Annotated in this window: 28 protein-coding genes; 14 read left to right on the top strand and 14 right to left on the bottom strand. The window is 69.1% G+C overall.

Annotation, left to right across the window (positions count from 1 at the left end):
• Positions 1-24: 24 nt before the first annotated feature.
• The 3 genes from A5705_RS19380 to A5705_RS19370 all read left to right on the top strand — a co-directional run bounded on the left by A5705_RS19380 (position 25) and on the right by A5705_RS19370 (position 3,327).
• Complete coding sequence (locus A5705_RS19380; protein ID WP_068279330.1) at positions 25-1,182, top strand: FAD-dependent monooxygenase; 1,158 nt, start codon at positions 25-27, stop codon at positions 1,180-1,182.
• Between the two features lie 80 nt (positions 1,183-1,262).
• Positions 1,263-1,973 (top strand): two-component system response regulator PrrA, encoded by a 711-nt coding sequence (prrA, locus tag A5705_RS19375; protein WP_156738272.1) that lies wholly within the window; start codon positions 1,263-1,265, stop codon positions 1,971-1,973.
• Positions 1,974-1,986: 13 nt separating this feature from the next.
• Entirely contained in the window at positions 1,987-3,327 is a 1,341-nt protein-coding gene (locus A5705_RS19370) for a HAMP domain-containing sensor histidine kinase (protein WP_068279327.1), read from the top strand.
• Between the two features lie 38 nt (positions 3,328-3,365).
• Here the strand turns inward: A5705_RS19370 and A5705_RS29225 are convergent, their stop codons facing one another.
• From A5705_RS29225 to A5705_RS19360, 3 genes are read right to left on the bottom strand one after another with little or no spacing between them, the layout of a single operon-like run.
• Complete coding sequence (locus tag A5705_RS29225) at positions 3,366-4,439, bottom strand: hypothetical protein (protein ID WP_369829611.1); 1,074 nt, start codon at positions 4,437-4,439, stop codon at positions 3,366-3,368.
• Positions 4,439-4,588, bottom strand: coding sequence for a hypothetical protein (locus tag A5705_RS28215; protein WP_197516900.1), 150 nt, complete (start codon positions 4,586-4,588; stop codon positions 4,439-4,441). The genes A5705_RS29225 and A5705_RS28215 overlap by 1 nt, the downstream gene beginning before the upstream one ends.
• An 11-nt stretch (positions 4,589-4,599) precedes the next feature.
• A complete protein-coding gene (locus A5705_RS19360) occupies positions 4,600-5,598 on the bottom strand; it encodes an OmpA family protein (protein ID WP_082956564.1) in 999 nt (332 codons plus the stop codon).
• 86 nt (positions 5,599-5,684) lie between these two features.
• Between A5705_RS19360 and A5705_RS19355 the strand changes: the two genes are divergently transcribed.
• Complete coding sequence (locus tag A5705_RS19355; RefSeq protein WP_068279324.1) at positions 5,685-5,948, top strand: DUF2630 family protein; 264 nt, start codon at positions 5,685-5,687, stop codon at positions 5,946-5,948.
• On the top strand, positions 5,945-7,540 hold the full coding sequence (locus A5705_RS19350) for an NAD(P)/FAD-dependent oxidoreductase (protein ID WP_231982514.1): 1,596 nt from the start codon (positions 5,945-5,947) through the stop codon (positions 7,538-7,540). The genes A5705_RS19355 and A5705_RS19350 overlap by 4 nt, the downstream gene beginning before the upstream one ends.
• A gap of 44 nt (positions 7,541-7,584) precedes the next feature.
• Here the strand turns inward: A5705_RS19350 and A5705_RS19345 are convergent, their stop codons facing one another.
• Together A5705_RS19345 and pdxH are read right to left on the bottom strand one after the other, a co-directional pair.
• Positions 7,585-8,880 carry a citrate synthase gene (locus A5705_RS19345; protein ID WP_067874877.1) on the bottom strand — a complete coding sequence of 432 codons (1,296 nt, stop codon included), beginning with the start codon at positions 8,878-8,880 and terminating at the stop codon, positions 7,585-7,587.
• A 186-nt stretch (positions 8,881-9,066) separates the two neighbouring features.
• Positions 9,067-9,693 (bottom strand): pyridoxamine 5'-phosphate oxidase, encoded by a 627-nt coding sequence (gene pdxH / locus A5705_RS19340; protein WP_156738276.1) that lies wholly within the window; start codon positions 9,691-9,693, stop codon positions 9,067-9,069.
• A gap of 116 nt (positions 9,694-9,809) precedes the next feature.
• Between pdxH and A5705_RS19335 the strand changes: the two genes are divergently transcribed.
• Complete coding sequence (locus A5705_RS19335) at positions 9,810-10,928, top strand: citrate synthase 2 (RefSeq protein ID WP_068279319.1); 1,119 nt, start codon at positions 9,810-9,812, stop codon at positions 10,926-10,928.
• Between the two features lie 205 nt (positions 10,929-11,133).
• Positions 11,134-11,589: a VOC family protein gene (locus A5705_RS19330; RefSeq protein WP_067875260.1), complete on the top strand. Its 456-nt coding sequence runs from the start codon at positions 11,134-11,136 to the stop codon at positions 11,587-11,589.
• On the opposite strand, the gene A5705_RS19325 is transcribed toward A5705_RS19330, so the two are convergent.
• Positions 11,586-13,283 carry an FAD-dependent oxidoreductase gene (locus A5705_RS19325; RefSeq protein WP_068279316.1) on the bottom strand — a complete coding sequence of 566 codons (1,698 nt, stop codon included), beginning with the start codon at positions 13,281-13,283 and terminating at the stop codon, positions 11,586-11,588. The two genes, A5705_RS19330 and A5705_RS19325, sit on opposite strands and share 4 nt — an antisense overlap.
• Positions 13,284-13,301: 18 nt before the next feature.
• A complete protein-coding gene (locus tag A5705_RS19320; RefSeq protein WP_067874888.1) occupies positions 13,302-14,327 on the bottom strand; it encodes a diiron oxygenase in 1,026 nt (341 codons plus the stop codon).
• A 198-nt stretch (positions 14,328-14,525) separates the two neighbouring features.
• Here A5705_RS19320 and serC point away from each other — a divergent pair, with 198 nt between their 5' ends.
• Together serC and sepH are read left to right on the top strand one after the other, a co-directional pair.
• Positions 14,526-15,644, top strand: coding sequence for a phosphoserine transaminase (serC, locus tag A5705_RS19315; protein ID WP_067874891.1), 1,119 nt, complete (start codon positions 14,526-14,528; stop codon positions 15,642-15,644).
• A 121-nt stretch (positions 15,645-15,765) separates the two neighbouring features.
• A complete protein-coding gene (gene sepH, locus A5705_RS19310; protein ID WP_067874894.1) occupies positions 15,766-16,560 on the top strand; it encodes a septation protein SepH in 795 nt (264 codons plus the stop codon).
• Positions 16,561-16,587: 27 nt separating this feature from the next.
• Here sepH and A5705_RS19305 read toward each other — a convergent pair whose 3' ends face one another.
• From A5705_RS19305 to A5705_RS19295, 3 genes are read right to left on the bottom strand one after another with little or no spacing between them, the layout of a single operon-like run.
• Positions 16,588-16,857, bottom strand: a complete 270-nt coding sequence (locus A5705_RS19305; RefSeq protein WP_067875263.1) for a DUF2537 domain-containing protein — start codon at positions 16,855-16,857, stop codon at positions 16,588-16,590.
• Positions 16,854-17,678: an RNA methyltransferase gene (locus A5705_RS19300; RefSeq protein WP_067874897.1), complete on the bottom strand. Its 825-nt coding sequence runs from the start codon at positions 17,676-17,678 to the stop codon at positions 16,854-16,856. The genes A5705_RS19305 and A5705_RS19300 overlap by 4 nt, the downstream gene beginning before the upstream one ends.
• Positions 17,675-18,106 carry a MarR family winged helix-turn-helix transcriptional regulator gene (locus A5705_RS19295; RefSeq protein WP_067874900.1) on the bottom strand — a complete coding sequence of 144 codons (432 nt, stop codon included), beginning with the start codon at positions 18,104-18,106 and terminating at the stop codon, positions 17,675-17,677. The genes A5705_RS19300 and A5705_RS19295 overlap by 4 nt, the downstream gene beginning before the upstream one ends.
• 119 nt (positions 18,107-18,225) lie before the next feature.
• On the opposite strand from A5705_RS19295, the gene A5705_RS19290 reads away from it, so the two are divergent.
• Together A5705_RS19290 and A5705_RS19285 are read left to right on the top strand one after the other, a co-directional pair.
• On the top strand, positions 18,226-18,501 hold the full coding sequence (locus tag A5705_RS19290) for a DUF2530 domain-containing protein (RefSeq protein WP_067875266.1): 276 nt from the start codon (positions 18,226-18,228) through the stop codon (positions 18,499-18,501).
• Positions 18,502-18,519: 18 nt separating this feature from the next.
• Positions 18,520-18,975, top strand: coding sequence for an SRPBCC family protein (locus A5705_RS19285; RefSeq protein ID WP_067874903.1), 456 nt, complete (start codon positions 18,520-18,522; stop codon positions 18,973-18,975).
• Here the strand turns inward: A5705_RS19285 and A5705_RS19280 are convergent.
• Positions 18,972-19,868 (bottom strand): DUF3027 domain-containing protein, encoded by an 897-nt coding sequence (locus A5705_RS19280; RefSeq protein WP_068279312.1) that lies wholly within the window; start codon positions 19,866-19,868, stop codon positions 18,972-18,974. The two genes, A5705_RS19285 and A5705_RS19280, sit on opposite strands and share 4 nt — an antisense overlap.
• A gap of 119 nt (positions 19,869-19,987) precedes the next feature.
• Here A5705_RS19280 and A5705_RS19275 point away from each other — a divergent pair, with 119 nt between their 5' ends.
• The 3 genes from A5705_RS19275 to A5705_RS19265 all read left to right on the top strand — a co-directional run bounded on the left by A5705_RS19275 (position 19,988) and on the right by A5705_RS19265 (position 23,121).
• Entirely contained in the window at positions 19,988-21,649 is a 1,662-nt protein-coding gene (locus tag A5705_RS19275) for an MFS transporter (RefSeq protein ID WP_068279309.1), read from the top strand.
• Between the two features lie 14 nt (positions 21,650-21,663).
• On the top strand, positions 21,664-22,149 hold the full coding sequence (locus A5705_RS19270; protein WP_067875269.1) for a DUF2771 domain-containing protein: 486 nt from the start codon (positions 21,664-21,666) through the stop codon (positions 22,147-22,149).
• 105 nt (positions 22,150-22,254) lie between these two features.
• A complete protein-coding gene (locus tag A5705_RS19265) occupies positions 22,255-23,121 on the top strand; it encodes an endonuclease domain-containing protein (RefSeq protein ID WP_068279306.1) in 867 nt (288 codons plus the stop codon).
• A 73-nt stretch (positions 23,122-23,194) separates the two neighbouring features.
• Here the strand turns inward: A5705_RS19265 and A5705_RS19260 are convergent, their stop codons facing one another.
• The 3 genes from A5705_RS19260 to A5705_RS19250 form a co-directional block, all read right to left on the bottom strand.
• Complete coding sequence (locus A5705_RS19260) at positions 23,195-24,199, bottom strand: glutathione S-transferase family protein (RefSeq protein WP_068279303.1); 1,005 nt, start codon at positions 24,197-24,199, stop codon at positions 23,195-23,197.
• Positions 24,200-24,221: 22 nt separating this feature from the next.
• On the bottom strand, positions 24,222-26,147 hold the full coding sequence (locus A5705_RS19255) for an acyl-CoA dehydrogenase family protein (RefSeq protein WP_067874918.1): 1,926 nt from the start codon (positions 26,145-26,147) through the stop codon (positions 24,222-24,224).
• Between the two features lie 133 nt (positions 26,148-26,280).
• Complete coding sequence (locus A5705_RS19250; RefSeq protein WP_067874920.1) at positions 26,281-26,691, bottom strand: cold-shock protein; 411 nt, start codon at positions 26,689-26,691, stop codon at positions 26,281-26,283.
• Positions 26,692-26,800 lie beyond the last annotated feature (109 nt).

Genomic DNA, 26,800 nt, shown 5'->3' with positions numbered 1-26,800 from the left:
GACTTTGGACGAGAGGAGCCGATCATGTATGACACCGACGTTTTGGTGGTAGGCGCCGGCCCCACGGGCCTGGCACTGGGCGCTTCGTTGCTCGTCCGCGGCGTGCGGGCGGTCGTGGTGGACGCGCTCGCCGAGGGCCAGAACACGACCCGCGCGGCCGCGGTGAACGCCCGCACCCTGGAGGTGCTCGAGGACCTCGACGTGGCCCGGCGAATGGTCAAAGCGGGGCTGATCGCGCCGCGATTCACCATGCGGGAGGGCCGGCGCATCCTGATGCCCGTCGACTTCAGTCCGCTGCCGACGAAGCACCCGTACACGTTGATGCTGTCCCAGTCCGACACGGAGCGGCTGCTGCTGGAGCGACTGCACGAACTCGGCGGCCGGGTGATCCGGCCCAAGACGCTGAGCCGGCTCATTCAGGACGGCCAGGGCGTCACCGCCACCTTCGACGACGGCGACACCATCCGGGCCGGCTACGTCGTCGGCGCCGACGGCATGCACAGCACGGTCCGCGACCACGCCGGAATCGGGTTCACCGGAGGCGAATTCGCCGAATCCTTCACGCTCGCCGACGTCCGGCTGGACGGCGACGCACCCCGCGACGAGGTGATCCTGTTCTACGCGGCGGAGGGCCTGAACGTGCTGGCACCGCTGCCCGGCGACATCTTCCGCATCGTCGCTCCGGTTCCGGACGCGCCGAAGGCGCCCTCGCCGGAATTCGTGCAGGCCCTGCTGGATGCCAGGGGCTTCGGGCCCGGCCAGTTGAAGGTCACCGAGCTGCTGTGGGGAACGCGGTTCCGCATCCACCACCGCGTCGCCGACACCTACCGGGCCGGCCGGCTGCTGCTCGCCGGCGACGCCGCCCACGTGCACAGCCCCGCCGGGGGCCAGGGCATGAACCTCGGTATCACCGACGCGATCTCCCTGGCGGGCGCGCTCACCGACGTCCTGCGCGGCGGTCCCGACGCCGGGCTGGACGCCTACGCCGCCACCCAGCGCGGGCGGGCCGAGCGCGTGCTGAAACTGACCGGTCGCCTGACCCGGATCTCCACCGTGCCGCGTCCACTCGGCCCGGTCCGCAACCTCGGGATGCGCCTGGCCGCGCGCGTCCCCGGCGTGCGCAGGCGACTGGCCGTGCAACTGAGCGGCCTGGGCGCGCCGAGCGGTCGCAAACGCCCCTGATCGGGACCGGTTCGGGGGGCGTTTGCGTCTGCCGGCGCCCAAGTCGCGCCTCCCACCGCCGACGGCGAGGATCAGGCAAAATGAACGCCATGGACACTGGTGCCACCTCGCCTCGGGTGTTGGTCGTGGACGACGACTCCGACGTGCTCGCCTCGCTCGAACGTGGCCTGCGCCTGTCCGGGTTCGAGGTGTCGACGGCGGTCGACGGCGCCGAGGCCTTGCGCAGCGCGACCGAGACCCGCCCGGACGCGATCGTGCTCGACATCAACATGCCCGTCCTGGACGGCGTCAGCGTCGTCACCGCGCTGCGGGCCATGGACAACGACGTGCCGGTCTGCGTGTTGTCCGCGCGCAGCTCGGTCGACGACCGGGTGGCGGGGCTGGAGGCCGGCGCCGACGACTACCTGGTCAAGCCGTTCGTGCTGGCCGAGCTGGTCGCGCGGGTGAAGGCGCTGCTGCGCCGCCGCGGCTCGACCGCGACGTCGTCCTCGGAGACCATCACGGTCGGCCCGCTGGAGGTGGACATCCCCGGCCGGCGGGCACGGGTCAACGGCGTCGACGTCGACCTGACCAAGCGGGAATTCGACCTGCTGGCCGTGCTGGCCGAGCACAAGACGGCGGTGCTGTCCCGCGCGCAGCTGCTGGAGCTGGTGTGGGGGTACGACTTCGCCGCCGACACCAACGTCGTCGACGTCTTCATCGGGTACCTGCGCCGCAAGCTGGAGGCCAACGGCGGTCCCCGGCTGCTGCACACCGTCCGCGGAGTCGGGTTCGTGCTGCGAATGCAGTAACCATGAAGTGCGCATGAACCTGTTGTCCCGGATTTTCGCCCGTACGCCTTCGCTGCGGACCCGGGTCGTGGTCGCGACGGCCATCGGCGCCGCCATCCCGGTGCTCATCGTCGGCGCGGTGGTCTGGGTCGGGATCACCAACGACCGCAAGGAGCGGCTGGACCGCCGGCTCGACGAGGCCGCCGGCTTCGCGATTCCCTTCCTGCCGCGCGGACTCGACGAAATCCCGCGCTCGCCCAACAGCCGCGACGCGATCATGACGATCCGCCGCGGCGACCAGGTCAAGTCGAACTCCGACGTCACGCTGCCCAAGCTGGACGTCGACTACGCCGACACCTACGTCAGGGGCGTGCGCTACCGGGTGCGGACGGTTGAGATACCCGGCCCGGTGCCGACGTCGCTAGCCGTGGGCGCCACGTACGACGCCACCATCGCCGAGACCAACAACCTGCACCGGCGGGTCATGCTGATCTGCGGATTCGCCATCGGCGCGGCGGCCGTGTTCGGTTGGTTGCTGGCCGCCTTCGCGGTGCGCCCGTTCAAACAGCTCGCCCAGCAGACGCGGCTGATCGACGCCGGAGACGAGGCGCCGCGGGTCGAAGTGCACGGCGCCAGTGAAGCCGTGGAGATCGCCGAGGCGATGCGGGGGATGCTGCAGCGCATCTGGGACGAGCAGAACCGGACCAAGGAGGCGCTCGAGTCGGCCCGCGACTTCGCGGCGGTGTCCTCCCACGAGCTGCGCACGCCGCTCACCGCGATGCGCACCAACCTCGAGGTGCTGTCCACCCTGGACCTGGCGGACGACCAGCGCAAGGAAGTGCTCAACGACGTCATCCGCACCCAGTCGCGGATCGAGGCCACACTGAGCGCGCTCGAGCGGCTGGCCCAGGGCCAGCTGTCGACGTCGGACGATCACGTGCCGGTCGACATCACCGAGTTGCTCGACCGCGCCGCGCACGACGCCATGCGGGTCTACCCGGAACTCGACGTGTCGCTGGTGCCGTCGCCGACGTGCATCATCGTGGGGCTGCCGGCGGGGTTGCGGCTGGCCGTTGACAACGCGATCGCCAACGCCGTCAAACATGGTGGCGCGACGCGCGTTCAGCTGTCCGCGGTCAGCTCGCGTGCCGGCGTGGACATCGCCGTCGACGACAACGGCAGTGGGGTTCCCGAGGCCGAACGCCGGGTGGTGTTCGAGCGATTCTCGCGCGGGTCGACGGCGTCGCATTCGGGCTCGGGTTTGGGGCTGGCGTTGGTGGCCCAGCAGGCCCAGCTACACGGCGGGACGGCTGCGCTTCAGGACAGCCCCCTGGGCGGTGCGCGGCTGCTGCTGCACATCCCCGCGCCGAGCTGACGCCGGATGCTGGCGCGACATTACGCCCGTGCCGGACGTCACTTCCTCGAACTCTTGCGCCACGGCGTGAAACACGCACGCGCGGCGGACTCTTCATCTTTGAACCAGACCTGCGCGACGGTCGGGTCGTAAGTCTCGTCGTCCGGGGTGTAGTAGAGCCGGGTGTCCGAACGGCCCTTGACCAGCCATCCGGCCGGTCCCCCGCCGTCGGGGGTGGCGCGGGCGGACCCCGGACCGTAGGGCTCATACGGCAAGACGGGCTTCCATTTGGGTGACTGCGCGGTGCCGGGCAGCCTCTTCGGCGCCGACTGTTCGGCGATCGGCGCCGCTTTTTTCACCGGACGCCCCGTGGCCTTTCTCGGCGGCACCCTCTTGCCGGGCGGAACCTTCTTCGGTGCCGCCTTTCTCGCACCCGGGACCCTCTTGACCGGCGATCCCTTGGCGCCCGGGCGAGCCTTCTTCGGCGGCGGTTTCCTCGCCGACGCGCGCTTGGCCTTCGGCTCCTTGTCGGCCCGTGCCGCGCGGGAAAAGAACCTTCTCAGGAACAAAAACCTGGCCTTGGGCGGCCGCTTCGGCTCCGGAGTCGTCGCTTCTTCCGCGACCGGGATCTCCGTCGTCGGCGGCTCTTGTGCGACGGGCAGCTCGGTGGCGGGCGACTCTTCCGCGAGGGGTGTGTCGGTGGCCGGCGGCGCGTCGTCGACCGGGATCGCCGTCGGCGGCGGCTCCGGCTCGACCGGATTGTCCGGGAGGCGCGGCTCGTCGCCGACCGGGACCGCGGTCTTAGGCTGGGCGGGCTCGACGTGGACGTCCGCGGCCGGCGGCTCGTCAGTGCACTCTTCAGTGACGGGGATCTCCCTCGTCGGCGCGTTCGGCTCGACGGGGACCGTCGTCGTGAGCTGTTCGTCGTCGGCCGGGATGTCGGTCGCGAAGAACTCGTAGGGAGCCGAAATCCTGGTGGTCGGCTCGGGCTCGATGTCCGCCGCGACGGCCAACGCGTCGGCCTGCGCCGCCACCGGCATCGGCCGTTTGACGGGCCGCACCTTCAGCGCGAGCGTCAACACCAAACCCATCACGAAGGACAGGCCGAAGAGCAACCAGTGCACGTGGCTCATCACTTTCCGCCTATCCCGGGGCCGGTCCGGGCGGCGGGGAACTCTTCAACGCCGACGCGCTTGTTCATGACGTTGGCGATCACCCGGGCGACCGCCGAGCCGGCCACGAATGCGAGCAGGTACCACAACCACTGGATCACAAAATCCATGCCGGATCTCCTTAACTCACAACGATTTCGACGCGGCGATTCTTGGCGCGGCCCTCGGCCGTGTCGTTCGGGGCGATGGGGTTCGCCGAACCGAGGCCCTTGACCACCAGCTGAGTGCCCGCGACGCCATGGGCGACAAGGAAATCGGCGACCTTTTGGGCACGCTGGGTGCTCAGCGGAATGTTGATCGCCTCGACTCCGGAATTGTCGGCGTAGCCGTTGAGCGTCACCCGCGCCATCGGACACGCCTTGAGCTTGTCGGACACCTGGGTCAGTACCGGCTCATCGGCCGGGGTCAGGCTGACACCGTCATTGGCGAACTCGATCGGGCCGCCCGTCACGGCGATGATCGCCCCCCGCAGGTCGGTGCACTGCACGGCGGCGGGGGCGACGGGTGGTACGGGCGGCGCAACCGGCCCCCTGATCACAAGGTTGTCAACGACGTTCAGCTTGGACCAGGTGCGCACCGCCTCCTGGTGGACAACGTTGTTTTGCTCTTGCGATGAGGCGGTGCCGGCCACGGTGATGGTGTCCCCCCGGACCATCAGACTGAAATCGGGAATCGAGGCGCTGTCTTTGAAAATCGGTCCGGCTTTTGAAAAGTCGAGCGCGTCGATATTGGGATTGATGTGTATTTGGTCGACGATGTTGACACCCGGCGGCAGCGAACCGTTAAGCGCCCTCAACAACGCCGCCTTGGCGGAGTCGTCGGGGAAATCCCCGCTGAGGGTTAAGTCATTGCCGCTGCGCGTAATTGAAAGCGGCGACAGGGACAGCTTCCGGGCGGCGGACGCGCTTGTCGGCGCCCCGGCGGGCGGGGCATGGGCGGATCGGGGTCGCGCGCACCCGCCGTAACCGATTGCGGCAATGAACAACGGAATAAGCGCGACGGCAATCAGCCAGGGCAGTCCAGGCGACCGCCGGTGCAATTCCGGCGCCGGCCGCGAGTCGGTATCTGCGGGCACTTGCCGCAAATCCGTGCCTATCCCCACTATTGCCCCCTCGGTCATTATTCACCCGCACTTTCGTTTTGCAGGCGATATGCAGCCTACCGATTCGGCGGGGCGACGCCTGCCAGGTCGGGCACACTGGAGGCATGGGAAACGGCAGAAAACCGACCGACAGCGACACCCTCGCTCACATCCGCACCCTCGTCGACGAGGAGAGGGCCCTGCGCTCGCAGGTGCAGCGGGGCGACATCAGCGGCTCAGAGGAGCATGATCGCCTGCGCCGGGTGGAGGTCGAGCTCGACCAGTGCTGGGACCTGTTGCGGCAGCGCCGTGCGCTGCGGGAAAGCGGTGGTGACCCACGCGAGGCGCAGGTGCGCCCGCCCGACGAGGTCGAGGGCTACCTGAGCTGAGCTACCGCGGGAATGCCGACGCCTTCGACGCGATCGTCGTCGGCGGCGGCCACAACGGGCTGGTCGCGGCCGGCTACCTGGCCCGCGCGGGCCTGCGGGTCCGGGTGCTGGAGCGGCTGGAGCACCCGGGCGGGGCCGCGATTTCGGCGCAGGCCTTCCCCGGTGTCGGCGTCCGGTTGTCGCGGTACTCCTACCTGGTCAGCCTGCTGCCGGCCCGGATCGTGGACGACCTGGGCGCCGCGGTGCGACTGGCTCGCCGGCCATATTCGTCCTACACGCCTGATCCGGAGACCGGGGGCCGCCGCGGGCTGCTGATCGGGCGCCCCGGGACGTTCGGCGCCATCGGCGCCGCCGAAGACGAGGGCCGTTTCGCCGCCTTCTACCGGCAATGCCGGCTGGTGACCGAACCGCTCTGGCCGACGCTGCTCGAGCCGCTGCGCACCCGTGATGAGGCCCGCCGGCACGTCGTGGACGGCGGCGATCCCGGGGCCAAGGCCGCATGGCGGGCCATGATCGACGAGCCCCTCGACCGCGCCATCACCGGGGCGGTGGGCAACGACCTGGTTCGCGGCGTCATCGCGACCGACGCGCTGATCGGCACGTTCGCCCCGCTCGACGACCCGTCGCTGCGGCAGAACGTCTGCTTCCTCTACCACGTGCTGGGCGGGGGCACCGGGGACTGGGACGTCCCCGTCGGCGGGATGGGCTCGCTGTCCGCGGCCCTGGCGTCGGCGGCATTCGCTTATGGTGCCGAAATCATCACCGGCGCAGACGTTTTCGCGGTCGAACCCGACGGCGGCGTGCGCTACCGGGTCGGCGACGAAGAGCACGCGGTGCGGGGCCGGTTCGTGCTTGCCGGCGTCACACCCACGGTCCTGGCCGGCCTGCTCGGCGAGCGGCCGACGACCCCCGCGCAGGGCGCACAGGTCAAGGTGAACATGGTGCTGCGACGCCTGCCCCGATTGCGTGACAGCGGCGTCACACCCGAACAGGCGTTCGCCGGGACGTTCCACGCCAACGAGACCTGGCCCCAGCTGGACGCAGCGTATGCGCGCGCGGCGGCCGGGGACATCCCGAATCCGCTGCCCTGCGAAGCCTATTGCCATTCGCTGACCGATCCGAGCATTCTGTCGGCCGAGCTGCGCGAGTCGGGCGCCCACACCATGACGGTGTTCGGCCTGCACACCCCGCACTCGCTGTTCGACGGCAACTACTCCGGCGCCCTGCGTGACCGCCTGACCGAGTCTGTGCTCGCGTCGCTGAATTCCGTTCTGGCCGAGCCGATTCAGGAGGCATTGATGACCGATGTGCAGGGCCGGCCCTGCATCGAGACGACGACCACCCTGGACCTGCACCGCACACTGGGGATGACGGCGGGCAACATCTTCCACGGCGGCCTCACGTGGCCCTTCGCCGACGACGACGACCCGCTGGACACGCCGGCGCGGCAATGGGGGGTCGCCACGGCGCACGATCGAATCATGTTGTGCGGCTCGGGCGCCCGCCGCGGCGGGGCGGTGTCGGGCATCGGCGGGCACAACGCCGCGATGGCCGTGCTGGCCACCCTCGCGAGCAGTCGCAAAAGCCCCTGATTTGGTGTCGAAATGGGTACTTTTGCGTCTGCTCGGCGGGAAAACTAGCGGTCGTTGATGGTGGCGTAGTCCCGCTCGGTGTACCCGGTGTAGATCTGGCGCGGACGCCCGATCTTGCTGTCGCCCTCGTCGTGCATCTCACGCCAGTGCGCGATCCAGCCCGGCAGCCGGCCCAGCGCGAACAGCACCGTGAACATCCTGGTCGGGAAGCCCAGGGCCCGGTAGATCAGGCCGGTGTAGAAGTCGACGTTGGGGTATAGCTTGCGCTCGACGAAGTAGTCGTCGGTGAGCGCCGCCTCTTCGAGTTCCTTCGCGATGTCGAGCAGCGAGTCGTCGCCGCCCAGCTTGCCCAGGATCTTGTCGGCCTGTTCCTTGACGATCCGGGCCCGCGGGTCGTAGTTCTTGTAGACGCGGTGCCCGAAGCCCATCAGCTTCACGCCGGCCTCGCGGTTCTTCACCTTCCGGACGAATTCGCCGACGTCGTCGCCGCTCTCCCGGATCTGCTCGAGCATCTCCAGCACCGCCTGGTTGGCGCCGCCGTGCAGCGGACCCCACAGCGCGTTGATGCCGCCGGAAATGGAGGTGAAAAGGTTGGCCCGTGAGGAGCCGACCAGCCGGACCGTCGACGTCGAGCAGTTCTGCTCGTGGTCGGCGTGCAGGATGAACAGCATGTCCAGCGCCCGCACGATCTCGGGGTCGGCGTGGTACGGCTCGGCCGGCAACCCGAACGTCATCCGCAGGAAGTTCTCCACCAGGGAAAGCGAGTTGTCCGGGTAGAGGAAGGGCTGCCCGATCGACTTCTTGTAGGCATACGCGGCGATAGTGGGCAGCTTGGCCAGCAGACGCGTGGTCGACAGCTCGACCTGGCCGTTGTCCATCGGGTCCAGCGCGTCCGGGTAGTAGGAGCTCAGCGCGTTCACCACGCTGGACAGCACCGGCATCGGGTGGGCGTTGGGCGGGAAGCCGTCGAAGAAACGCTTGAGGTCCTCGTGCAGCATCGTGTGCCGCTGGATCCGGTTGGTGAACTCGTCGAGCTGTTCCTTGTTCGGCAACTCGCCGTAGATGAGCAGGTAGCTGACCTCGATGAAGGTCGACTTCTCGGCGAGCTGCTCGATCGGGTAGCCGCGGTAGCGCAGAATGCCGGCGTCACCGTCGATGTAGGTGATGGAACTCTTGCACGAGGCGGTGTTGACGAAGCCGTTGTCGAACGTCGTGTAGCCGGTCTTGGACAAAAGGGGGCCGAGCGCAATCCCGTCGGCTCCTTCGGTGGCTTGCACGACCTCAAGGTCGATCTCGCCCCCTGGGTACTTCAGAGTTGCGGTGTCGTCGGTGTCGGCCACGAGAACCCCTTTGCGCTCTGGCTGGTATGGCTGCCCTGACTAGGTGCTTACTGCTGAAGGTAGTCGTTGTCGGGACGGCGTGCCTGCCCGGGGTCAAGTCCGCCGGTCTGGCGGCCGTCGGCTGGTTAAACCACGGTGAATTGCCGACGTGACGTGCGTCATACCGCGGCCGAGCGTGGGGCGCATTCAGGGCTGAAGGCGCTCGATTCGATCGCCGATCACCCGAATCCGGTTGTGCACCCGGTTTTCTCGGCCCTGCCAGAATTCGACCACCTCGGCCGCCAGCAGGTACCCGCCCCAGTTGGGCGGCACGGGGACGCATTCGGAGTCGGAGAAGCGGGCCGTGACCTCGGCGAGCTGGTCCAGCAGTGCGGCGCGCGACGCGATCGGCCGCGATTGGTGTGACGCCCACGCACCCAGTTGTGAGCCCCGCGGCCGCTTGGACCAATAGTCCTGCGTGACCTGCGGGTCGACCTTGCTCACCCGCCCGCTGATGTGCACCTGCCGGCCCAGCAGGTACCAGGGAAAGGTTGCCGACGCGTACGGCGTCGCCGCCAGCTCGGCGCCTTTGGCCGAGTCGTAGTTGGTGAAAAAAGTGATCCCCGTCTCGTCCGCACTCTTGCACAGCACCGATCGGCTGACCGGCCGGCCGTCGGCGACGGTGGCCAACACCATGGCGTTGGGTTCGGCCACGCCGGCGCGCTCCGCGTCGTCAATCCACTTGCGAAACAAGACAAGCCAGCCCTCCGCCAGCCAGTCCGCGTCGAGGTCCGTGCTGCCGTCCTTCTCGACCGACCCGTACTCCACGCGCATCGTCTCCAGGTGTTCTCTGCCTGCTCCGGGCCCCGGTCCTGCCATTGCGCCAACGCTACCGGGGGTCGCTACCGGCCGGTAGCATCCGCCCGCCGATGGGGTGCGAGAATTTGCGTATGACTGTGCCCGAGAACTTCGTCCCCGGCCTGGAGGGCGTGGTGGCGTTCACCACCGAAATCGCCGAGCCGGACAAAGACGGCGGCGCGCTGCGCTACCGCGGCGTGGATATCGAAGACCTGGTGAGCCAGCAGGTGACCTTCGGCGACGTGTGGGCGCTGCTGGTCGACGGCAAGTTCGGTCATGGGCTGCCGCCCGCCGAGCCCTTCCCGCTGCCGATCCACACCGGCGATGTGCGGGTCGACGTGCAGGCGGGGCTGGCCATGCTGGCGCCGATCTGGGGCTACAAGCCGTTGCTGGACACCGACGACGCCACCGCCCGCGATCAGCTGGCCCGCGCCTCGGTGATGGCGCTGTCCTACGTCGCGCAGTCGGCGCGCGGCATCTATCAGCCCGCCGTCCCGCAGCGGGTCATCGACGAATGCCCGACCGTCACAGCGCGATTCATGACCCGCTGGCAGGGCGAACCCGACCCCCGGCACGTCGAGGCGATCGACGCCTACTGGGTGTCGGCCGCCGAGCACGGCATGAACGCCTCGACGTTCACCGCGCGGGTGATCGCCTCGACCGGAGCGGACGTCGCGGCTTCGCTGTCGGGGGCGATCGGGGCGATGAGCGGCCCGCTGCACGGCGGCGCGCCGGCCCGGGTGCTGCCGATGCTCGAGGAGGTCGAGCGCACCGGCGACGCGCGCGGCCTGGTGAAGGGCATTTTGGACCGCGGAGACAAGCTGATGGGTTTCGGCCACCGCGTGTACCGCGCCGAGGACCCGCGGGCCCGGGTGCTGCGGGCGGCCGCCGAGCGGCTGGGCGCCCCGCGCCACGAGGTCGCCGTAGCGTTGGAGCAGGCCGCGCTGGCCGAGCTGCGGGAGCGGCGCCCGGACCGCGCCATCGAGACCAACGTCGAGTTCTGGGCCGCGGTCATCCTGGACTTCGCCCGGGTGCCGGCCAACATGATGCCGGCGATGTTCACCTGTGGACGCACCGCGGGATGGTGCGCCCACATCCTCGAGCAGAAGCGGCTGGGCAAGCTGGTCCGCCCGTCGGCCATTTACGTCGGTCCGGGCCCGCGCAGCCCGGAAGCCGTCGAGGGTTGGGACCGGGTTCTCACCCACGCCTGAGTTCGGCGAGCGATAACCACACCGCGAATTTCGGCCCAACATTTCGCACTGCGGTCACGCTCGCGTGAGTTAGTTGTCGGTGCCCGGCGATTGAATGGGCGTGTTTCGCGATGACCCCGATGACTTTGCATCGCGGGACGAGTCAATACCCGTGTGCCGGCCCACGCCGGGGTTGGCACGGTAGACCTACAACAAGGAGACCACCATGGCGATCGACATCGAACCCGCACTGTCCCCGCACCTCGTCGTCGACGACGCCGCCGCGGCGATCGACTTCTACGTCAAGGCCTTTGGCGCCGTCGAGCTGGGCCGGGTGCCGGGCCCCGACGGCAGGCTGGTACACGCCGCGCTGACCATCAACGGCTCCACCGTGATGCTCAACGACGACTTTCCGGAAACCTGTGGCGGCAAGTCGATGACGCCGAAGGCCCTGGGCGGCACCCCCGTCACCATCCACCTGACGGTCACGGACGTCGACGCGAAGTTCCAGCAGGCGCTGGACGCGGGCGCCACGGTGGTGGCTCCGCTGGACGACCAGTTCTGGGGAGACCGCTACGGCGTGGTCGCCGACCCGTTCGGCCACCACTGGTCGCTGGGGCAGCCGGTGCGCGAGGTCAGCCCCGAAGAGATCGCAGCCGCGATGTCCGGGCAGCCGGGCTAGGCGTCCAGTAGCCGTGCCAGCAGCCGGCGTCGCCGCGGCGGCGCCGGCGCGGTGGCTGCTACGGCGAGCATGTCGGCGACATCGGTGAATTTGTTGCGCGGCCGCCCGCCGTGGGCACTGTGGCCGCCGCGTTCGATTTCCGCGGCGTCGATCGCGCGCCATCCCGCGGAGTCGACGACGTCGGGCTGGCGCCCACGCACCAGTTCGTCCAATGCGCCGGGCGTGGCGGCCGGGTCGGTGAGCCGGCCGGCGTTGAAATCGGCGACCAGCGCCTGGACCGTTTGCAGGGAGCAGGACTTGTTGGTGCCAATGAACCCCGTCGGTCCGCGCTTGATCCAACCCGCGACGTAGGCGCCGGGCACCGGACGCCCGGAGCCGGGGTCGACGACGCGGCCGCCGTCGTTGGGCACGACGGCCGCCGATTCGTCGAACGGAAGCCCACGGATCTCCTTGCCGCGGTAGCCGATCGACGTCAGCACCAGGCCCGCCTCCAGCCGGCGCACCTCCTCGGTGCCGGTGACGGTGAACTCGACGCCCGTGGCGCGCCGCTCTCCGGGCACGCGGTGCGGCGTCAGCCCATAGGCCAGCCGGATTCGGCGGCGAGACGTCGGCACCGCGGCGTCACCCAGTTTGCTCAGGATCTCCAGCTTGTTCTTGGTCAAGGGATCCGACTCGACCGCGAGATCGCTTGCCACCCTTTGCTGGTCGACGGCGTCGAGCACGACCTCGGATGCGCCGGTGAGCCCGATCAGTTCGGGCAGGGTGAAGGCCGAATGGGCCGGGCCGCGCCGGGCGGCGATCACCACTTCGCGCACCGCGGAGCGCCGCAACGCCTCGAGCGCATGGTCGGATATGTCGGTGCGGGCAAGAACGTCGGGGTCCGCGGTGAGGACGCGGGCCACATCGAGGGCGACATTGCCGTTGCCGATGATCACCACCCGCTCCTGACTGAGATCGACTGGCAGGTCGGTGAAGTCGGGATGCCCGTTGACCCACGCGACGAACTCGGTGGCGGTCCCGGTGCCCGGCAGGCCCATGCCGTCGATGCCGAGGCGACGATCGTCGGGTGCACCCACCGCATACACCACGGCGTGATGGTGGGCCAACAGATCCGCGTGACTCAGGTGCCTGCCGATCTCGACGTTCAGGTAGAACCGGAAGTGCCGGTGGGCGGATATCCGGTCGAAAAGCCGGGTGACCTTCTTGGTGTTCTGGTGGTCGGGCGCCACCCCGGCGCGCACCAGCCCGTAGGGCGTCGGCAGCTTCTCAAAGACGTTGACCCGCACGCCCTGTTGGGTGAGCAGCTCGTCGGCGGCATACATCGCCGCGGGGCCCGAGCCGACGATGGCAACGGTCAACGGCCGCCGGCGGGCGCGCACCTCGGCGGCGGGGATCACGGGGGCCAGCTTCGAGGTGGGCGGCAGCTTCTCGCCCTCGGGCCGCTCCGGGTAGAAGGACGCGTTGATCTCCACGAACGGCAGCTGCTTGGCGTCCAGCCGGGTGTCGGGCGCGATGGCGCCGACCGGGCAGGCGCTCACGCACGCGCCGCAGTCCACGCACGCCACCGGATCGATGTAGAGCATCTCGGTGGTGGCAAACCCCGGCTCGTCCGGTGACGGGTGGATGCAATTGACGGGGCACGCGAAAACACAGGACCCGTCGTTGCAGCACGACTGGGTAATAACGTGCGGCATAAGGGAACCCGTGCAGTCCTAAGCGGCCGGCGCGGCGGCCAGGTGCCGGCGCTGCGGCTCGCTGCGGTAGCGCGACGGCTTGCCGTTGATCTTGCAGAGCCGCCACATCAGCCGGGCCGACCGCGTTTCCATCAGCCCGGTGTCGTGAGCCAGCATTCGCACATCACCGAACATGTCGCTGAGCCACTTGCGCGACTCCGGGGACCGGAAGAACAGTTCCTTCTTGACCTCGCGCGGAATCTCGAATTCGCGCCAGAATGCCTTGGGCGGCACCACGATTGCGCGGCACAACACCTTCATGGTCAGCGGCAGGTACAGCGCCGTCCAGAACCGTTGGCGGTCGGTCAGCTCCGGCAACCGCCTGCGCAGGAACTCGTGGGCGAACGAGATGTGCCGGGCCTCCTCGGCCACGTGGATGGCCATCACCCGCTCCATGATCGGGTGCAGCGACTTACCTTCGCGCAGCACGTTTTTCTGCGTGTGGTCGATGGGTTCCTCACCGGCGAGCACGCCGATGAAAAACGCCACCGGCAACGGGCCGGCGACCAGTGGAACCAGCGGCGACAGCCACTTGAGCATCCGCGGCATTCCCGGCACGTCGGCGCCGATGCGGTTCACCATCTCCTGGAACATCATGGTGTGGTTGCACTCTTCGACAGATTCGTGCAGGCAGTACCGGTATTCGGGCGACCCGTTGGGCACCCAGAACGTGTAGTTCATCAGGCCGCGGATCAGGATCGACTCGAAATGCAATCCCACCTTGGCGACGTTGGCCTGTCGCCACATGCCGATCTTGATCTTGCGCTCTTGGGATTGGGCCTGATACCAGGGATGCCGCCCCAATGGATCGGTCAACGGCAGGATCCATCGGGGGTCGTTCTCCGTGACCGCGAATTCCGGTGAGTCCCAGTCGATGTCGGTATACGGGTTGAAGTTGCGCCGCACCGACCCCTCGGACAGTGTGGCAAGCATGTTCACGTACTCGGCGTCGTCGCGCACTTCCATGTTGCGTCGCCAACGCCGGACCATTCGCGTCCTGTCCATTCCAAGCCTCCCCAACGAGGTTTACATTTGGACGTGCAATGTCCAGACAGTACCGCAGGTACCGGATATTTTCTAGACCGCTCCAAGGCACTGTGGGCTGACCAGTGGTCACCCGATCCGTGTGGTCTGGCTCACAACCCGTCGCCCACTCCAGCCCGCGGCGCCGCCGCCTTCGGATCGCTCACTAGGCTGGCTGACATGGCTGACCAGCTCGACATCCCCTCCGACATCAAACCCCGCGACGGCCGCTTCGGCTCCGGCCCCTCCAAGGTCCGACCCGAGCAGCTGAAGGCGTTGACCACCACCGCCGCGCCGCTGTTCGGCACGTCGCACCGGCAAGCGCCGGTCAAGGATCTGGTGGGCCGGGTTCGCTCCGGAGTGCGAGAGCTTTTCTCCGTGCCCGACGGTTATGAGGTCATCCTTGGCAACGGCGGTGCGACGGCGTTCTGGGACGCCGCCGCCTTCGGGCTGATCGACACGCGCTCGCTGCACCTGTCGTTCGGCGAGTTCAGCTCGAAGTTCGCCTCCTGCGTCGCCAAGAACCCGTTCGTCGGCGACCCCATCATCATCAAGTCGGACGCCGGCAGCGCGCCCGAGCCGCAGGCCGATCCGTCGGTCGACGCGGTCGCCTGGGCGCACAACGAGACGTCGACCGGCGTCGCGGTGCCGATCCGCCGGCCCGCCGGCTCGGACGGCGCCCTGGTCCTCATCGACGCGACGTCGGGTGCGGGCGGCCTCCCCGTCGACATCACCCAGGCGGACGCCTACTACTTCTCGCCCCAGAAGAACTTCGCCAGCGACGGCGGGCTGTGGCTGGCCGTCCTGAGCCCCGCCGCGCTGGCGCGCATCGAGTCCATCGCCTCCTCCGGGCGCTGGGTTCCCGACTTCCTGTCGCTGCCGATAGCCGTCGAAAACAGCCTGAAGAATCAGACGTACAACACCCCGGCGATCGGCACCCTGGCACTGATGGCCGAGCAGCTGGACTGGCTGCTCGGCAACGGCGGCCTCGACTGGGCGGTGAAGCGCACGGCGGATTCCTCGCAGCGGTTGTACTCGTGGGCGCAGGAGCGGCCCTACACCACGCCGTTCGTCACCGATCCGGCGTTGCGGTCCCAGGTGGTCGGCACGATCGACTTCGTCGACGAGGTCGACGCCGCGGCCGTCGCCAAGACGCTGAGGGCCAACGGCATCGTCGACACCGAGCCCTACCGCAAACTGGGCCGCAACCAGTTGCGGGTGGCGATGTTCCCCGCCGTCGACCCCGATGACGTCAGCGCCCTGACCCAGTGCGTCGACTGGGTGGTCGAGCGCCTTTAACTCAACCGTCACCGGCCCGCAACCCGCCAGCGTGTCAGAGCGGGTTACCGGCGTTGGCTGCATTAGAGTGCGGACCTGACGGGTCCGTCGCTGACCGGCGCGGAGCCTCCGAGGAGAAGCCATGCGGGAACTCAAAGTGGTTGGTCTCGATGACGAGGGCAAATACATCCTCTGCCAGGGTGACGACCCCGCAGAACGGTTCAAGCTGGTGGCCGACGACAGACTCCGGGCCGTCCTCCGCGGCGAGTCGCCACCGCCCGAGCAGCCGCAGCTGGACATCCAGGTCACTAACATGTTGAGCCCCAAAGAAATTCAGGCCCGAATCCGCGCCGGCGCGTCAGTCGACCAGGTGGCCACCGCGTCGGGCTCAGACATTTCCCGGGTCCGCCGGTTCGCTCACCCCGTGTTGCTGGAACGCGCTCGCGCCGCGGAACTGGCAACGGCGGCGCACCCGATGCTCGCCGACGGGCCCGCCGTCCTCACGCTGCTGGAGACGGTCAGCGCCGCCTTGGTGGCGCGCGGGCTGGAGCCCGACCGGCTCAGCTGGGACGCCTGGCGCAACGAAGACAGCCGCTGGACCGTGCAACTCGCTTGGAAGGCGGGGCGTTCCGACAACATCGCGCACTTCAGCTTCGCCCCCGGCGCCCACGGCGGAACGGTCACGGCGGTCGACGACGCGGCCAGCGAGCTGATCGACCCGGCCTTCGAGCGCCCGCTGCGGCCGCTCGCCCGGGTGGCCCGCCTGGACTTCGAGGCCCCGCAACCTCCCGCCCCCGAAGGAAAAGCCGCCGAGCCCGCCGAGCCCGCCGAGCCCGCCGCACCGCCGGAACAGCCGGTGCACACGCGGCGCGGCAAGCCGGTCATCCCGGCGTGGGAAGACGTGCTGCTCGGCGTCCGATCCGGCGGCCACCGCTAGCCCGATGGCGGGGGCCCGCGGTCCCCGCTAGCCGACCGTCATCGCCAGCAGCGTCAGCCATGCCCCGGCCACCCCCACGGCCGCGCCCAGCACAAACCAGCGCAGCACCGGCGTGCGCCGCCAGCCCCACAACGTCGGCGCCAAGCCACCCGCCGCCACGGCGTTGAGCCCGACCGCCAACAACGGATGCACCCGGATCAGCCCGAGACTGAGCACCACCACGGCGACGCCTGTCACGCCGGCGACGAACGCGGAAACCGTCAAACCCGTTGCCCAGGGGACGGACTCGTCACTCACCACGTGAGCCTAGCCCGCTCGTAGAACGCCAGGGCCGCCGCCGTCGCGACGTTGAGCGAGTCGGTGCCGCGCGACATCGGGACCCGCACCGGCACGTCACTGAGCCGCAGAGTGGCCGTCGTCAGCCCGGGGCCCTCGGCGCCGACCAGCACCGCGACACGCTCGTCGACCGCCGCCGCCATCGCTTCGGCCAGCGCGGACGCCTCGCGCTGCGGTGTCATCGCCATGAGCCGAAACCCGTTCTCCTTCAACAGCAGAAGGTCGTGGGGCCAGTGCGAAGCCCGCGCGTAGGGCACCAGCAGCGCGTGACCCATCGACACCCGCACGGCCCGGCGGTACAGCGGGTCGGCGCAGCCCTCGCCGAATATCACCGCGTCGACCCCCAGCCCGGCCGCGTTGCGGAAGATCGAGCCCAGGTTCTCGTGGTCGTTGACACCCTCGAGCACCGCGACTGTCCTGGCGGACTCCGCCACCTGCGCGACGCTGGGCTCCGGCACCCTGCGGGCGGCCGCGAGGACGCCGCGGTTCAGGTGGAAGCCGACCACCTGCGCCATCACCTCGGCCGACGCCCGGTAGAACGGCGCCGCGGCACCGGCCAGGTCGTCCTTGAGCTCCAACAGCCGACGCTCGGTGCCCAGCAGGGCGTGCGGGGTGAATCGGGACGCCAGCATGCGCTGCACGACCAGCACCCCTTCGGCGATCACCAGCCCCTTGCCCGTCGGCAGATCGGGACGGCGATCGACGCTGTTCAGGTCGCGGAAATCGTCGACGCGCGGGTCGTCGGGGTCGGTGACGTCCTGAACATCCAAGCCGCCGGTCACGGGCTTTCGTCGACCAGCGCAAGCATCAGATCGGCGGCCTCGCGCAGGGTCTCGCGCTGATCGCCGTCCAGGGTCGCCAGCCGCTTGGCCAGCCACTCCTGGCGGGCGCGACGGTTGGCCTTGACCAACTCGGCACCGGACTCGGACACCGAGACCAGCACCTGCCGGCCGTCGACGGGATGCGGGGCGCGGTCCACCAACCCCATCTCTGCGAGCGACGCGATCACCCGGGTCATCGACGGCGGTCGCACGCGCTCGCGAATCGCCAGCGCGCCGGGCGTCATCGCGCCCTCGTTGGTCAGCGTCGCCAGCGCCGACAACTGCGACAGCGACACCGGCGATGACGGATTGCGGAACCGCAGTTGGCGGGCCAGCCGCATCACCGCCAGCGACAAGTCGCTCGCCAGCCGGGCGTCGCTGTCAGGCATGGCGCGAGGTTACACGTAACGCCACTGATGCGGGACACCAAACTGACATCCGTGGACTTTGGTCCTCGACCTCGCTCGGGCGGTTCCGGGCCCCGTCGCCGCCGGGTATGTTGATCGCGATGTCTGTCGAACCCGGCCACACCCCGGAGCCGCCGCCGCTCCCGCGGGCGCTGCTGGAGGTGTGGCCCGTCATCGCGGTCGGCTTCCTGGGCTGGCTGATCGGCGCGGCGCTGGCTTTCGCCGTGCCGGCCCTGCAGAGTTGGCGCCCGGTGACGCTGGGCGGGCTGGGCGTGGGACTGCTCGGCACCAGCATCTTCGTGTTGCAGCTCGCCGGCGCTCGCCGCGGCGCCCGTGGCGCGCAGACGGGCCTGGAAACCTACCTCGACCGCAACTAGTTCCGCCTTGGAGGACCGATGGCCGCCCCGCTGCTGCAAGCGCAAGTCGACATCGACGCACCGGCATCGAAGGTCTGGGCGTTGATATCCGACTTCGGCAGGATGCCGGAGTGGAGCCCGCAGTGCCGCTGGATGAGGCCGTTCGGGCCGCTGCGCGCGGGCACCCGCACCCTCAACCTCAACCGCCGCCACCGCATGTTCTGGCCCACCACCTGCACGGTTGTCGAGGTCATCCCCGAAAAGAGGCTCGCGTTCCGTGTCGACATCAACGGCACCATCTGGAGCTACGAGCTCGAGCCCACCGGCCAGGGCACGCGGGTGATCGAGAGCCGTCACGCCGAGAACGGCGTCAGCGCGTTTTCCAGTCTGTCGGTTAACGCGCTCATGGGTGGGACCGCGAACTTCGAACGCGAGCTGCTCGACGGGATGAACGCCTCGCTGGCGAGAATCAAGGCCGCCGCCGAGCGGGGCTAATCGCCCGGTTCCGCCGGCTCGGTCTCCGCGGCCTCCGGTATGGGCTCCGGTATCGGCTCCGGCTCGGCCTCGGCCGCCTCCGGTATCGGCTCCGGCGATTGCGGCGGCGGCTTCTCCGCGACGTCCAGCACGCCGTCGTCGTACGGCTCGTACGCGGGCGAGCCGGTGCCAGCGGGGGCCGGCGTGTCGGAATGGGCGCCGCAGCCGTACTGCTTGTCGACGATGCGCCCGTCGGCGGACAGCTCGTTACCGCACACACCGAACATCGCGCCCAGCGAACCGGCCAGGGGCAGGAAGAAACCACAATCGCGGCACATCCGCTTGGTGGACCGGGCCATCGCCGAATCGGGACCGAATTCCCCGGTGTGCCAGCGCTCGGCCGCCTCGGCGCGGCCGACGGCGCTCATCACCCAGCGCCGGCCCAACCCGATTTCGGCGGCGGTCTCGTCGATCTCCGGGTCGCCGCTGGCGGCGTAGCCGGGGACCAATCGCGGGTCGTCCGCCGCGGGCGCCAGCAGGTCGCCGGGGCTCAGATCGCCCGGCCGCACCCGTTGATCCCACGGCACCCACTGCGGCGCCAGCAGCGCCGTCGGCCCGGGGATCAGCACCACTTCGCTGATCGTGGCGTGGTCGGCACCCGGGTACGCGGCGACGACGGCCGCCCATTGCCACCCCTGGTAACCGGGCAGATGCGCCAGGAACCGGTGGGTCGCGGCGGTCGGGTCCTCGTAGCCGACGCCCAGGTAGTCCCCGACGGCCTCGGCGCCGGCGAACTCCTCGACGGCCGCCCTGGCCCGGTCGGCCGCGCCGGTGAGCACCGCCGCCAACTCGTCGGGCCACTCGGCCACGGTCGTCGCGGCGGATTCCACCGACCCTTCACTGGGTCCGGTCACGCTGTCCCCTCTCTTGCACTGCGTCTCCAATACTAAGGTTGGCGAGCCACGCCCGGTTGCCTGCCGGCATAAGACAGAATTGATTCGTGTCCGGACGGCGGCGTGACGATCGGGGTCGGGTGGCCTCCAACCCGGGTCGCCGGAGCGGCCCGGACCGCAACGGCTCGGCGGGCCAGCACCCGGGCATGGCCAACTACCCGGCCGATGACGCCGGCCGGGCGCGGTCGCGACGCCCCCCGCCGATGCCCAGCGCGAACCGGTATCTGCCGCCGTTGGGCGAGCAGGCCGAGCCGGGCCGCACGGGTGACACACCCCCACGCGGTCCCACCGCCGGCGAACGGATCACGGTCACCCGCGCCGCGGCGATGCGCAGCCGCGAGATGGGTTCCCGCATGTACTGGATGGTGCAGCGGGCCGCCACCGCCGACGGCGCCGACAAGTCCGGCCTGACGGCACTGACGTGGCCGGTGGTCGCCAACTTCGCGGTGGATGCCGCGATGGCCGTCGCGCTGGCCAACACGCTGTTCTTCGCCGCGGCCAGCGGGGAGAGCAAGTCGAAGGTCGCGCTGTACCTGCTGATCACCATCGCGCCGTTCGCGGTGATCGCGCCGCTCATCGGCCCGGCGCTGGACCGGCTGCAGCACGGCCGGCGCGTCGCGCTGGCGCTGTCCTTCGCGCTGCGCACCGCGCTGGCGGTGTTGCTGATCATGAACTACGACGGCGCCACTGGCAGCTACCCGTCGATGGTGCTCTACCCGTGCGCACTGGCCATGATGGTGCTCTCCAAATCGTTCAGCGTGCTGCGCAGCGCGGTGACGCCGCGGGTGATGCCGCCGTCCATCGACCTGGTGCGGGTGAACTCCCGGCTGACGGTATTCGGCCTCCTGGGCGGCACGATCGCCGGCGGCGCCATCGCGGGCGGCGTCGAGTTCGTCGGCACCCACCTGTTCAAGCTGCCCGGCGCGTTGTTCGTCGTCGTCGCCGTCACGATCGCCGGCGCCTTGTTGTCGATGCGGATCCCGCGCTGGGTGGAGGTGACCGCGGGCGAGGTCCCGGCCACCCTGAGCTACCGCAATGACGGCGGGCCGCCGCGGCGGGGCTGGCCTGAGGAGGTCAGGAAGGTCGGCGGGACGCTTCGGCAACCGTTGGGCCGCAACATCATCACCTCGCTGTGGGGCAATTGCACGATCAAGGTGATGGTCGGCTTCCTGTTCTTGTACCCGGCGTTCGTCGCCAAGGCCCATCAATCCAACGGGTGGGAACAACTGGCCATGCTGGGCATGATCGGCGCCGCGGCGGGGATCGGCAACTTCGCGGGCAACTTCACCAGCGCCCGCCTGAAGCTGGGCAGGCCGGCCGTGCTGGTGGTGCGCTGCACCGTGGCGGTGTCCGCGGTCGCGCTGGCCGCTTCGGTGGCGGGCACCCTGGCGGCGGCCGTGATCGCCACCCTGGTCACCTCGGGGTCCAGTGCGATCGCCAAGGCCTCGCTGGATGCCTCGTTGCAACACGACCTGCCCGAGGAATCGCGCGCATCGGGGTTCGGGCGATCGGAATCCACGCTGCAGCTGGCGTGGGTGCTGGGCGGTGCGCTGGGCGTGCTCGTGTACACCGAGCTGTGGGTCGGCTTCACCGCCGTCAGCGCCCTGCTCATCCTGGGCCTGGCGCAGACCCTCGTCAGCTTCCGCGGCAATTCGTTGATCCCCGGCCTCGGCGGCAACCGGCCCGTCATGGTCGAGCAGGAAGGCATGCGCGCCGGCAGGCCGGCGGCGGTGCCTGAGTGAAACGCGCCACGGTCATGATCGTCGCGGCCGTGGTGGCCCTCGCGTGCATCGGCGCCGGGGTCGGGGCGTGGCTGCTGGTGCGACGGCCTGGTGTGCAACGGCCCGAGATCAGCGCGTACTCGCACGGGCACCTGACCCGGGTCGGGCCGTACCTGTACTGCAATGTGCTGAACCTCAACGACTGTCAGACGCCGCAGGCCCAGGGCGAGCTGCCGTTCAACGAGCGCTACCCGGTGCAGCTTTCCGTCCCGGAAGCGATCGCGCGGGCGCCGTGGCGCCTGCTGCGGGTCTACGAGGATCCCGCCAACACGACCGTGACCATGTACCGGCCGGACAGCCGCTTCGCGGTCACCATCCCGTCGGTCGACCCGCAGCGCGGGCGGCTGACCGGGATCGTCGTGCAGTTGCTGACGCTGGTCGTCGACGAGGGCCAATCGAATGACACCGCCGCGCTGCGCGCCGTGCCGCACGCGGAATGGTCGGTGCGCCTGACGTCCTGACCTATTGCTGGCCGAACGTGGAGTTGTTGCGCCCAAACCACGTGATTTCCCGCAGCAACTCGACGTTGGACCGCGGGTGTCGGTGGCGACCGGCACCGTGTGCGCATGGAGATCCTGGATTGGCCGTTCAGAGGAACCGACGCGCTCGCGGCCGGAGTCCTCAACCGGCATCGGTTACGCACCGATTTCGAGATGGTCCATCGCAACGTCTACATCCGTCGCGGCCTGAAGTTGACGCCCGTAACCCGAGCGGTCGCCGCCTGGCTGTGGTCCGAGCGGACCGCGACGTTGGCGGGCCTGTCCGCCGCGGCGTTGCACCGCACGGCTTGGATCGACCACTGGCTGCCGGCCGAACTGAACCGACCCAGCCGCCATAAGGCGCGCGGCATCATTGTGCACAGCGACACCTTGGACGACGACGAAACGTCTGCGCGCGACGGCATTCGCATGACCACGCCGGCCCGCACGGCATTCGACCTCGGAAGGCGAAAAGGCCTGACAACGGCCGTGATTCGGCTGGACGCTCTCATGCATGCAACAGGGGTGAAGGCTGCTGACATCGAGCTGATCGCCGACCGCCATCGCGGCGCCCGCGGGTTGATTCAGTTGCGACGGGTGTTGCACCTGGCCGATGGGGGCTCGGAATCGCCGTACGAGACGAAGACCCGTCTGGCCCTGGTCAGCGCCGGGTTGCCACGGCCTCGGACCCAGATCGAGGTGCTCAACGAATGGGGTTTGGTGGTGGCCCGGATCGATATGGGATGGGAGGAGTGGAAGGTGGGCGTCGAATTCGACGGCGCGCACCATTGGACCGATCCTGCGCAGCGAAGCCGCGACATCGACCGACTGGCGGAACTCGAGGCGCGTGGCTGGGCGATCGTCCGCGTCAGCGCCGAGATGCTACGAAACCGACCGGACGTCGTCGTCGCGCGCGTGCATCGCGCCTTGCTCGCGGCTGGTTGCCCACTATGACGCGCCCAACGTGGAGTTGTTGCGTGAAAACACAACAATTTCTCGCAACGACTCCACGCTCGGCGGGAAGATCTCAGGCGCCGTGGCCGGCCGGCACTCGCTCCCCCTCGACCGGCGGCCCGGGCGGGGTGCCGTCCCCGAACGGCCTGCCGCCCAACGCCTCTCGCTCGTGCGGGGTCAGCCAGCCGGCCAGGTCGGGGCCCTTGGGCACGATACGGGTGGGGTTGATGTCGGCGTGCACGATGTAGTAGTGCTGCTTGATCTGGACGAAGTCGACGGTGTCGCCGAAGCCGGGGGTCTGGAACAGGTCACGCGCGTAGGCCCACAACACCGGCATCTCGGACAGCTTGCTCCGGTTGCACTTGAAGTGCCCGTGGTAGACGGGGTCGAAGCGGGCCAGCGTGGTGAACAGCCGGACATCGGCCTCGGTGATGGTGTCGCCCACCAGGTAGCGCTGCCCGGAAAGGCGATCGCTCAACCAGTCGAGCGCGGTGAACAGCCGGTCGTAGGCCGCCTCGTAGGCCTGCTGCGAGCCGGCGAAACCGCAGCGATAGACGCCGTTGTTGATCTCGGTGTAGACCCGCTTGCTCACCTCGTCGATCTCGGCACGCAGCGGCTCGGGGTAGAGCCGCGGTGCGCCGTCGCGGTGGTAGGCGGTCCACTCGGTCGACAGATCCAGCGTCATCTGCGCGAAGTCGTTGGTGACCACCGCGCCGCTCGGCACGTCGACGATCGCCGGCACCGTGATGCCCTTGGGGTAGTCGGGGAAGCGTTTGAAGTAGGCGTCCTGCAGCCGCGGGATCTTCAGCACCGGGTCGACGCCGCCCGGGTCCAGGTCGAAAGTCCAGCTGCGCTCGTCGTGGGTGGGGCCGCAAAACCCAATGGAGAGAACGTCTTCCAGGCCCAATAGCCGCCGCACGATGATCGCGCGGTTGGCCCACGGGCAGGCGCGGGCCACGACAAGCCGATACCGTCCGGGCTCCACCGGGTAACCGTCGCGTCCGTCGGCCGTGATGCGGGTGGTGATGTAGTTGGTGTCACGGGTGAATTCGCCCGCCGGGGCGACATAGGAGGCCATGGCGACAATTCTGCCCGGGAACTCAGGTCAGGAAGCGGCGCGCCAGGTTGGTCTCGGTCGAAGCCCCCGGCTCCCAGTGGGCGATCCACGGACCGGTGCCCTCCGACTGATCGATGATGCCGTCCTCCAGCCAGGTGTAGTGCCCGGCCAGCACGTCACGGGTCAGCCGCACGTCGCTGCTGTCGGTGTTGGACCACAGCGCCTCGAACAGGGCCTCCACCCGCAGCGTCGCCTGCTCACAGAACGTTTCGGCCAGCTGGTATGCCTGCCGACCGACGGCCGGGTCGGCGGCCCGCTGCCCCTCGGCGCGGACGCACGCCGCGGACATCGCGAACAGCTCCGCGCCGATGTCGACGATCCGGCCCAGGAACCCCTGCCGTTGCTCGAGCCTGGCCTGCCAGCGCGCCATCCCGTAGAAGGTGTTGCGGGCCAGCTTGCGCGTGGAGCGTTCGACGAACCGCAGGTGTGCCGCCAGCGGGCCGAACTCGCTGTACGCGGTGGGCCGCTGCCCTTCACCGAACACCAACTGCGGCAACCACTTTGCGTAGAATCCGCTGGCGCCGACGGCCGCGGCGGCCTTCTCCCGCAGACCGGTGTCGGGCTTGGCGAGGTCGCCGGCCGCGGTCAGATGGGCGTCGACCGCCTCCCGCGCGATGAGCAGACGCATGATCTCGCTCGATCCCTCGAAGATGCGGTTGATCCGCAGGTCGCGCACCACCTGCTCGGCGGGCACCGCGCGCTCGCCGCGCGCGGCCAGCGACTCCGCGGTCTCGTAGCCCCGCCCGCCGCGGATCTGCACGAGCTCGTCGGCGATGAGGCAGGCCATCTCGCTGGACCACAACTTGGCCAGCGCCGCCTCGATCCTGATGTCGTTGCGGCCTTCGTCGGCCATCTGCGCGGACAACTCGAGCACGGCGTCGAGCGCATAGGTGGTGGCGGCGATGAAAGAGATCTTGCTCGCCACCGCTTCGTGTTTGGCCAGTGGCTTGCCCCACTGCACGCGCTCGCCGGACCATTCGCGGGCTATCTTCAGCGCCCACTTCGACGAGCCGGTCGCGCTCGCGGGGATCGACAGCCGCCCGGCGTTGAGCGTCGTCAGCGCGATCTTCAGGCCGTCGCCTTCCCGGCCGATCAGGTTCTCGGCGGGCACCCGCACGCCGTGCAGCCTGGTCACACCGTTCTCGATGCCGCGCAAACCCATGAACGAGTTGCGCCGCTCCACGGTGATCCCGGGCGAATCGGCCTCGACGACAAAGGCGCTGATGCCCCCGCGATGCCCGTCACTCTTGGGCACGCGCGCCATGACCACCAGCAATTCGGCGACCACGCCGTTGGTCGTCCACAACTTCACGCCCTCGAGCTCGTACGCCTTGCCGTCCTCGATCGGTGTCGCCGTGGATGCCAGGCGCGCCGGGTCGGAGCCGACGTCGGGTTCGGTGAGCAGGAACGCCGATATCGCGCCGGCGGCACACCGCGGCAAGAACCTCTGCTTCTGTTCGGGGGTCCCCGCGAGTTTGAGCGGCTCCGGCACCCCGATCGACTGATGGGCCGACAGCAGCGCACCGAGCGCGGGGTGGACGGACGAAACCATCACCAGTGCCCGGTTGTAGGCGACCTGCGACATGCCCAGGCCGCCGTACTCGGTGGGGATCTTCATGCCGAAGCAGCCCAATCCGGCCAGACCCTTGACGTATTCGTCCGGGATCTGCGCGTCGCGTTCGACGACGCTACCGTCGACGCCTTCGAGGAATTCGCGCAACCGGTCGAGGAAGGCGCGGATGCGCTCCTCGTCGGCCGCCGACGGCCTGGGAAACGGATGGATGAGGTCCAGCGGAAAGTGGCCGAGAAAGAGTTCTTTGGCGAACGACGGCTTGTCCCAACCACTTTCGCGGGATTCCTCGGCGAGGGCCCTGGCTTGCTCCTCGGTGACCTGCGCTTGCTGTGCCATCGCCGCCTCCTCGCTAACGACTCACATTCGAGGCCTGAGTACCGGCTGGTGGGCCAGACATTACGACCTACGAATGTCGAAGTTACCACCGGGTAGCTTCACGGCGCACCGGTTCGCTGCGAGTCGACGCCGGTTAGGAGTCGAGCTCCCGGGCCACGGCCTTGACCACCTCGGAGACCCGACGGGCGGTCTTGCGGTCCGGGTAGCGACCCTTACGCAACTCGGGCTGCACGGCGCCCTCCAGCAGCGTGATCATGTCCTCGACCATCCCGTGCAACTCGTCGGGGCTGTGCTTGTGCTCGACGGGCGCCGCCTCCCGCCGCGTCTTGGAAAGGCTGGGCGGGGGATCGATCAGCTTGAGGCTCAAGGCCTGCGGTCCGCGCCGGCCGGAGGCGACGCCGAATTCCACCCGCTGTCCCGCCTTGAGCCCCTCGACCCCGGCGGGCAACGCCGACGAGCGGACGTAGACGTCCTCGCCGTCCTCCTGCGACAGGAAGCCGAACCCCTTTTCGGCGTCGTACCACTTAACCTTGCCGGTCGGCACTGGTCTCACCTGCTTGTCTGACGGATCACTGGATTGGGTGACGCAAGAAGCGTCCCGCCTGCGCAGGACGCATGTTGAATCCTGATCCTACTCGGCTGCCCGCCTGCCG

This window comes from Mycobacterium sp. E787, assembly GCF_001668725.1.
In the GTDB taxonomy this organism is placed as follows: Bacteria; Actinomycetota; Actinomycetes; order Mycobacteriales; family Mycobacteriaceae; genus Mycobacterium.
The sequence above is the reverse complement of the archived record's forward strand: the minus strand, read 5'-3'. Positions and strand labels throughout refer to the sequence as shown.

What these genes read in the sequence shown, in the direction of transcription:
- A5705_RS19380 (WP_068279330.1), top strand. Translation starts at nt 25, where the DNA reads ATGTATGACACCGACGTTTTGGTGGTAGGCGCCGGCCCCACGGGCCTG.
- prrA (WP_156738272.1), top strand. Translation starts at nt 1,263, where the DNA reads ATGAACGCCATGGACACTGGTGCCACCTCGCCTCGGGTGTTGGTCGTG.
- A5705_RS19370 (WP_068279327.1), top strand. Translation starts at nt 1,987, where the DNA reads ATGAACCTGTTGTCCCGGATTTTCGCCCGTACGCCTTCGCTGCGGACC.
- A5705_RS29225 (WP_369829611.1), bottom strand. Translation starts at nt 4,439, where the DNA reads ATGAGCCACGTGCACTGGTTGCTCTTCGGCCTGTCCTTCGTGATGGGT.
- A5705_RS28215 (WP_197516900.1), bottom strand. Translation starts at nt 4,588, where the DNA reads ATGGATTTTGTGATCCAGTGGTTGTGGTACCTGCTCGCATTCGTGGCC.
- A5705_RS19360 (WP_082956564.1), bottom strand. Translation starts at nt 5,598, where the DNA reads ATGACCGAGGGGGCAATAGTGGGGATAGGCACGGATTTGCGGCAAGTG.
- A5705_RS19355 (WP_068279324.1), top strand. Translation starts at nt 5,685, where the DNA reads ATGGGAAACGGCAGAAAACCGACCGACAGCGACACCCTCGCTCACATC.
- pdxH (WP_156738276.1), bottom strand. Translation starts at nt 9,693, where the DNA reads ATGCGCGTGGAGTACGGGTCGGTCGAGAAGGACGGCAGCACGGACCTC.
- A5705_RS19335 (WP_068279319.1), top strand. Translation starts at nt 9,810, where the DNA reads ATGACTGTGCCCGAGAACTTCGTCCCCGGCCTGGAGGGCGTGGTGGCG.
- A5705_RS19330 (WP_067875260.1), top strand. Translation starts at nt 11,134, where the DNA reads ATGGCGATCGACATCGAACCCGCACTGTCCCCGCACCTCGTCGTCGAC.
- A5705_RS19325 (WP_068279316.1), bottom strand. Translation starts at nt 13,283, where the DNA reads ATGCCGCACGTTATTACCCAGTCGTGCTGCAACGACGGGTCCTGTGTT.
- A5705_RS19320 (WP_067874888.1), bottom strand. Translation starts at nt 14,327, where the DNA reads ATGGACAGGACGCGAATGGTCCGGCGTTGGCGACGCAACATGGAAGTG.
- serC (WP_067874891.1), top strand. Translation starts at nt 14,526, where the DNA reads ATGGCTGACCAGCTCGACATCCCCTCCGACATCAAACCCCGCGACGGC.
- sepH (WP_067874894.1), top strand. Translation starts at nt 15,766, where the DNA reads ATGCGGGAACTCAAAGTGGTTGGTCTCGATGACGAGGGCAAATACATC.
- A5705_RS19295 (WP_067874900.1), bottom strand. Translation starts at nt 18,106, where the DNA reads ATGCCTGACAGCGACGCCCGGCTGGCGAGCGACTTGTCGCTGGCGGTG.
- A5705_RS19290 (WP_067875266.1), top strand. Translation starts at nt 18,226, where the DNA reads ATGTCTGTCGAACCCGGCCACACCCCGGAGCCGCCGCCGCTCCCGCGG.
- A5705_RS19285 (WP_067874903.1), top strand. Translation starts at nt 18,520, where the DNA reads ATGGCCGCCCCGCTGCTGCAAGCGCAAGTCGACATCGACGCACCGGCA.
- A5705_RS19270 (WP_067875269.1), top strand. Translation starts at nt 21,664, where the DNA reads ATGATCGTCGCGGCCGTGGTGGCCCTCGCGTGCATCGGCGCCGGGGTC.
- A5705_RS19265 (WP_068279306.1), top strand. Translation starts at nt 22,255, where the DNA reads ATGGAGATCCTGGATTGGCCGTTCAGAGGAACCGACGCGCTCGCGGCC.
- A5705_RS19260 (WP_068279303.1), bottom strand. Translation starts at nt 24,199, where the DNA reads ATGGCCTCCTATGTCGCCCCGGCGGGCGAATTCACCCGTGACACCAAC.
- A5705_RS19255 (WP_067874918.1), bottom strand. Translation starts at nt 26,147, where the DNA reads ATGGCACAGCAAGCGCAGGTCACCGAGGAGCAAGCCAGGGCCCTCGCC.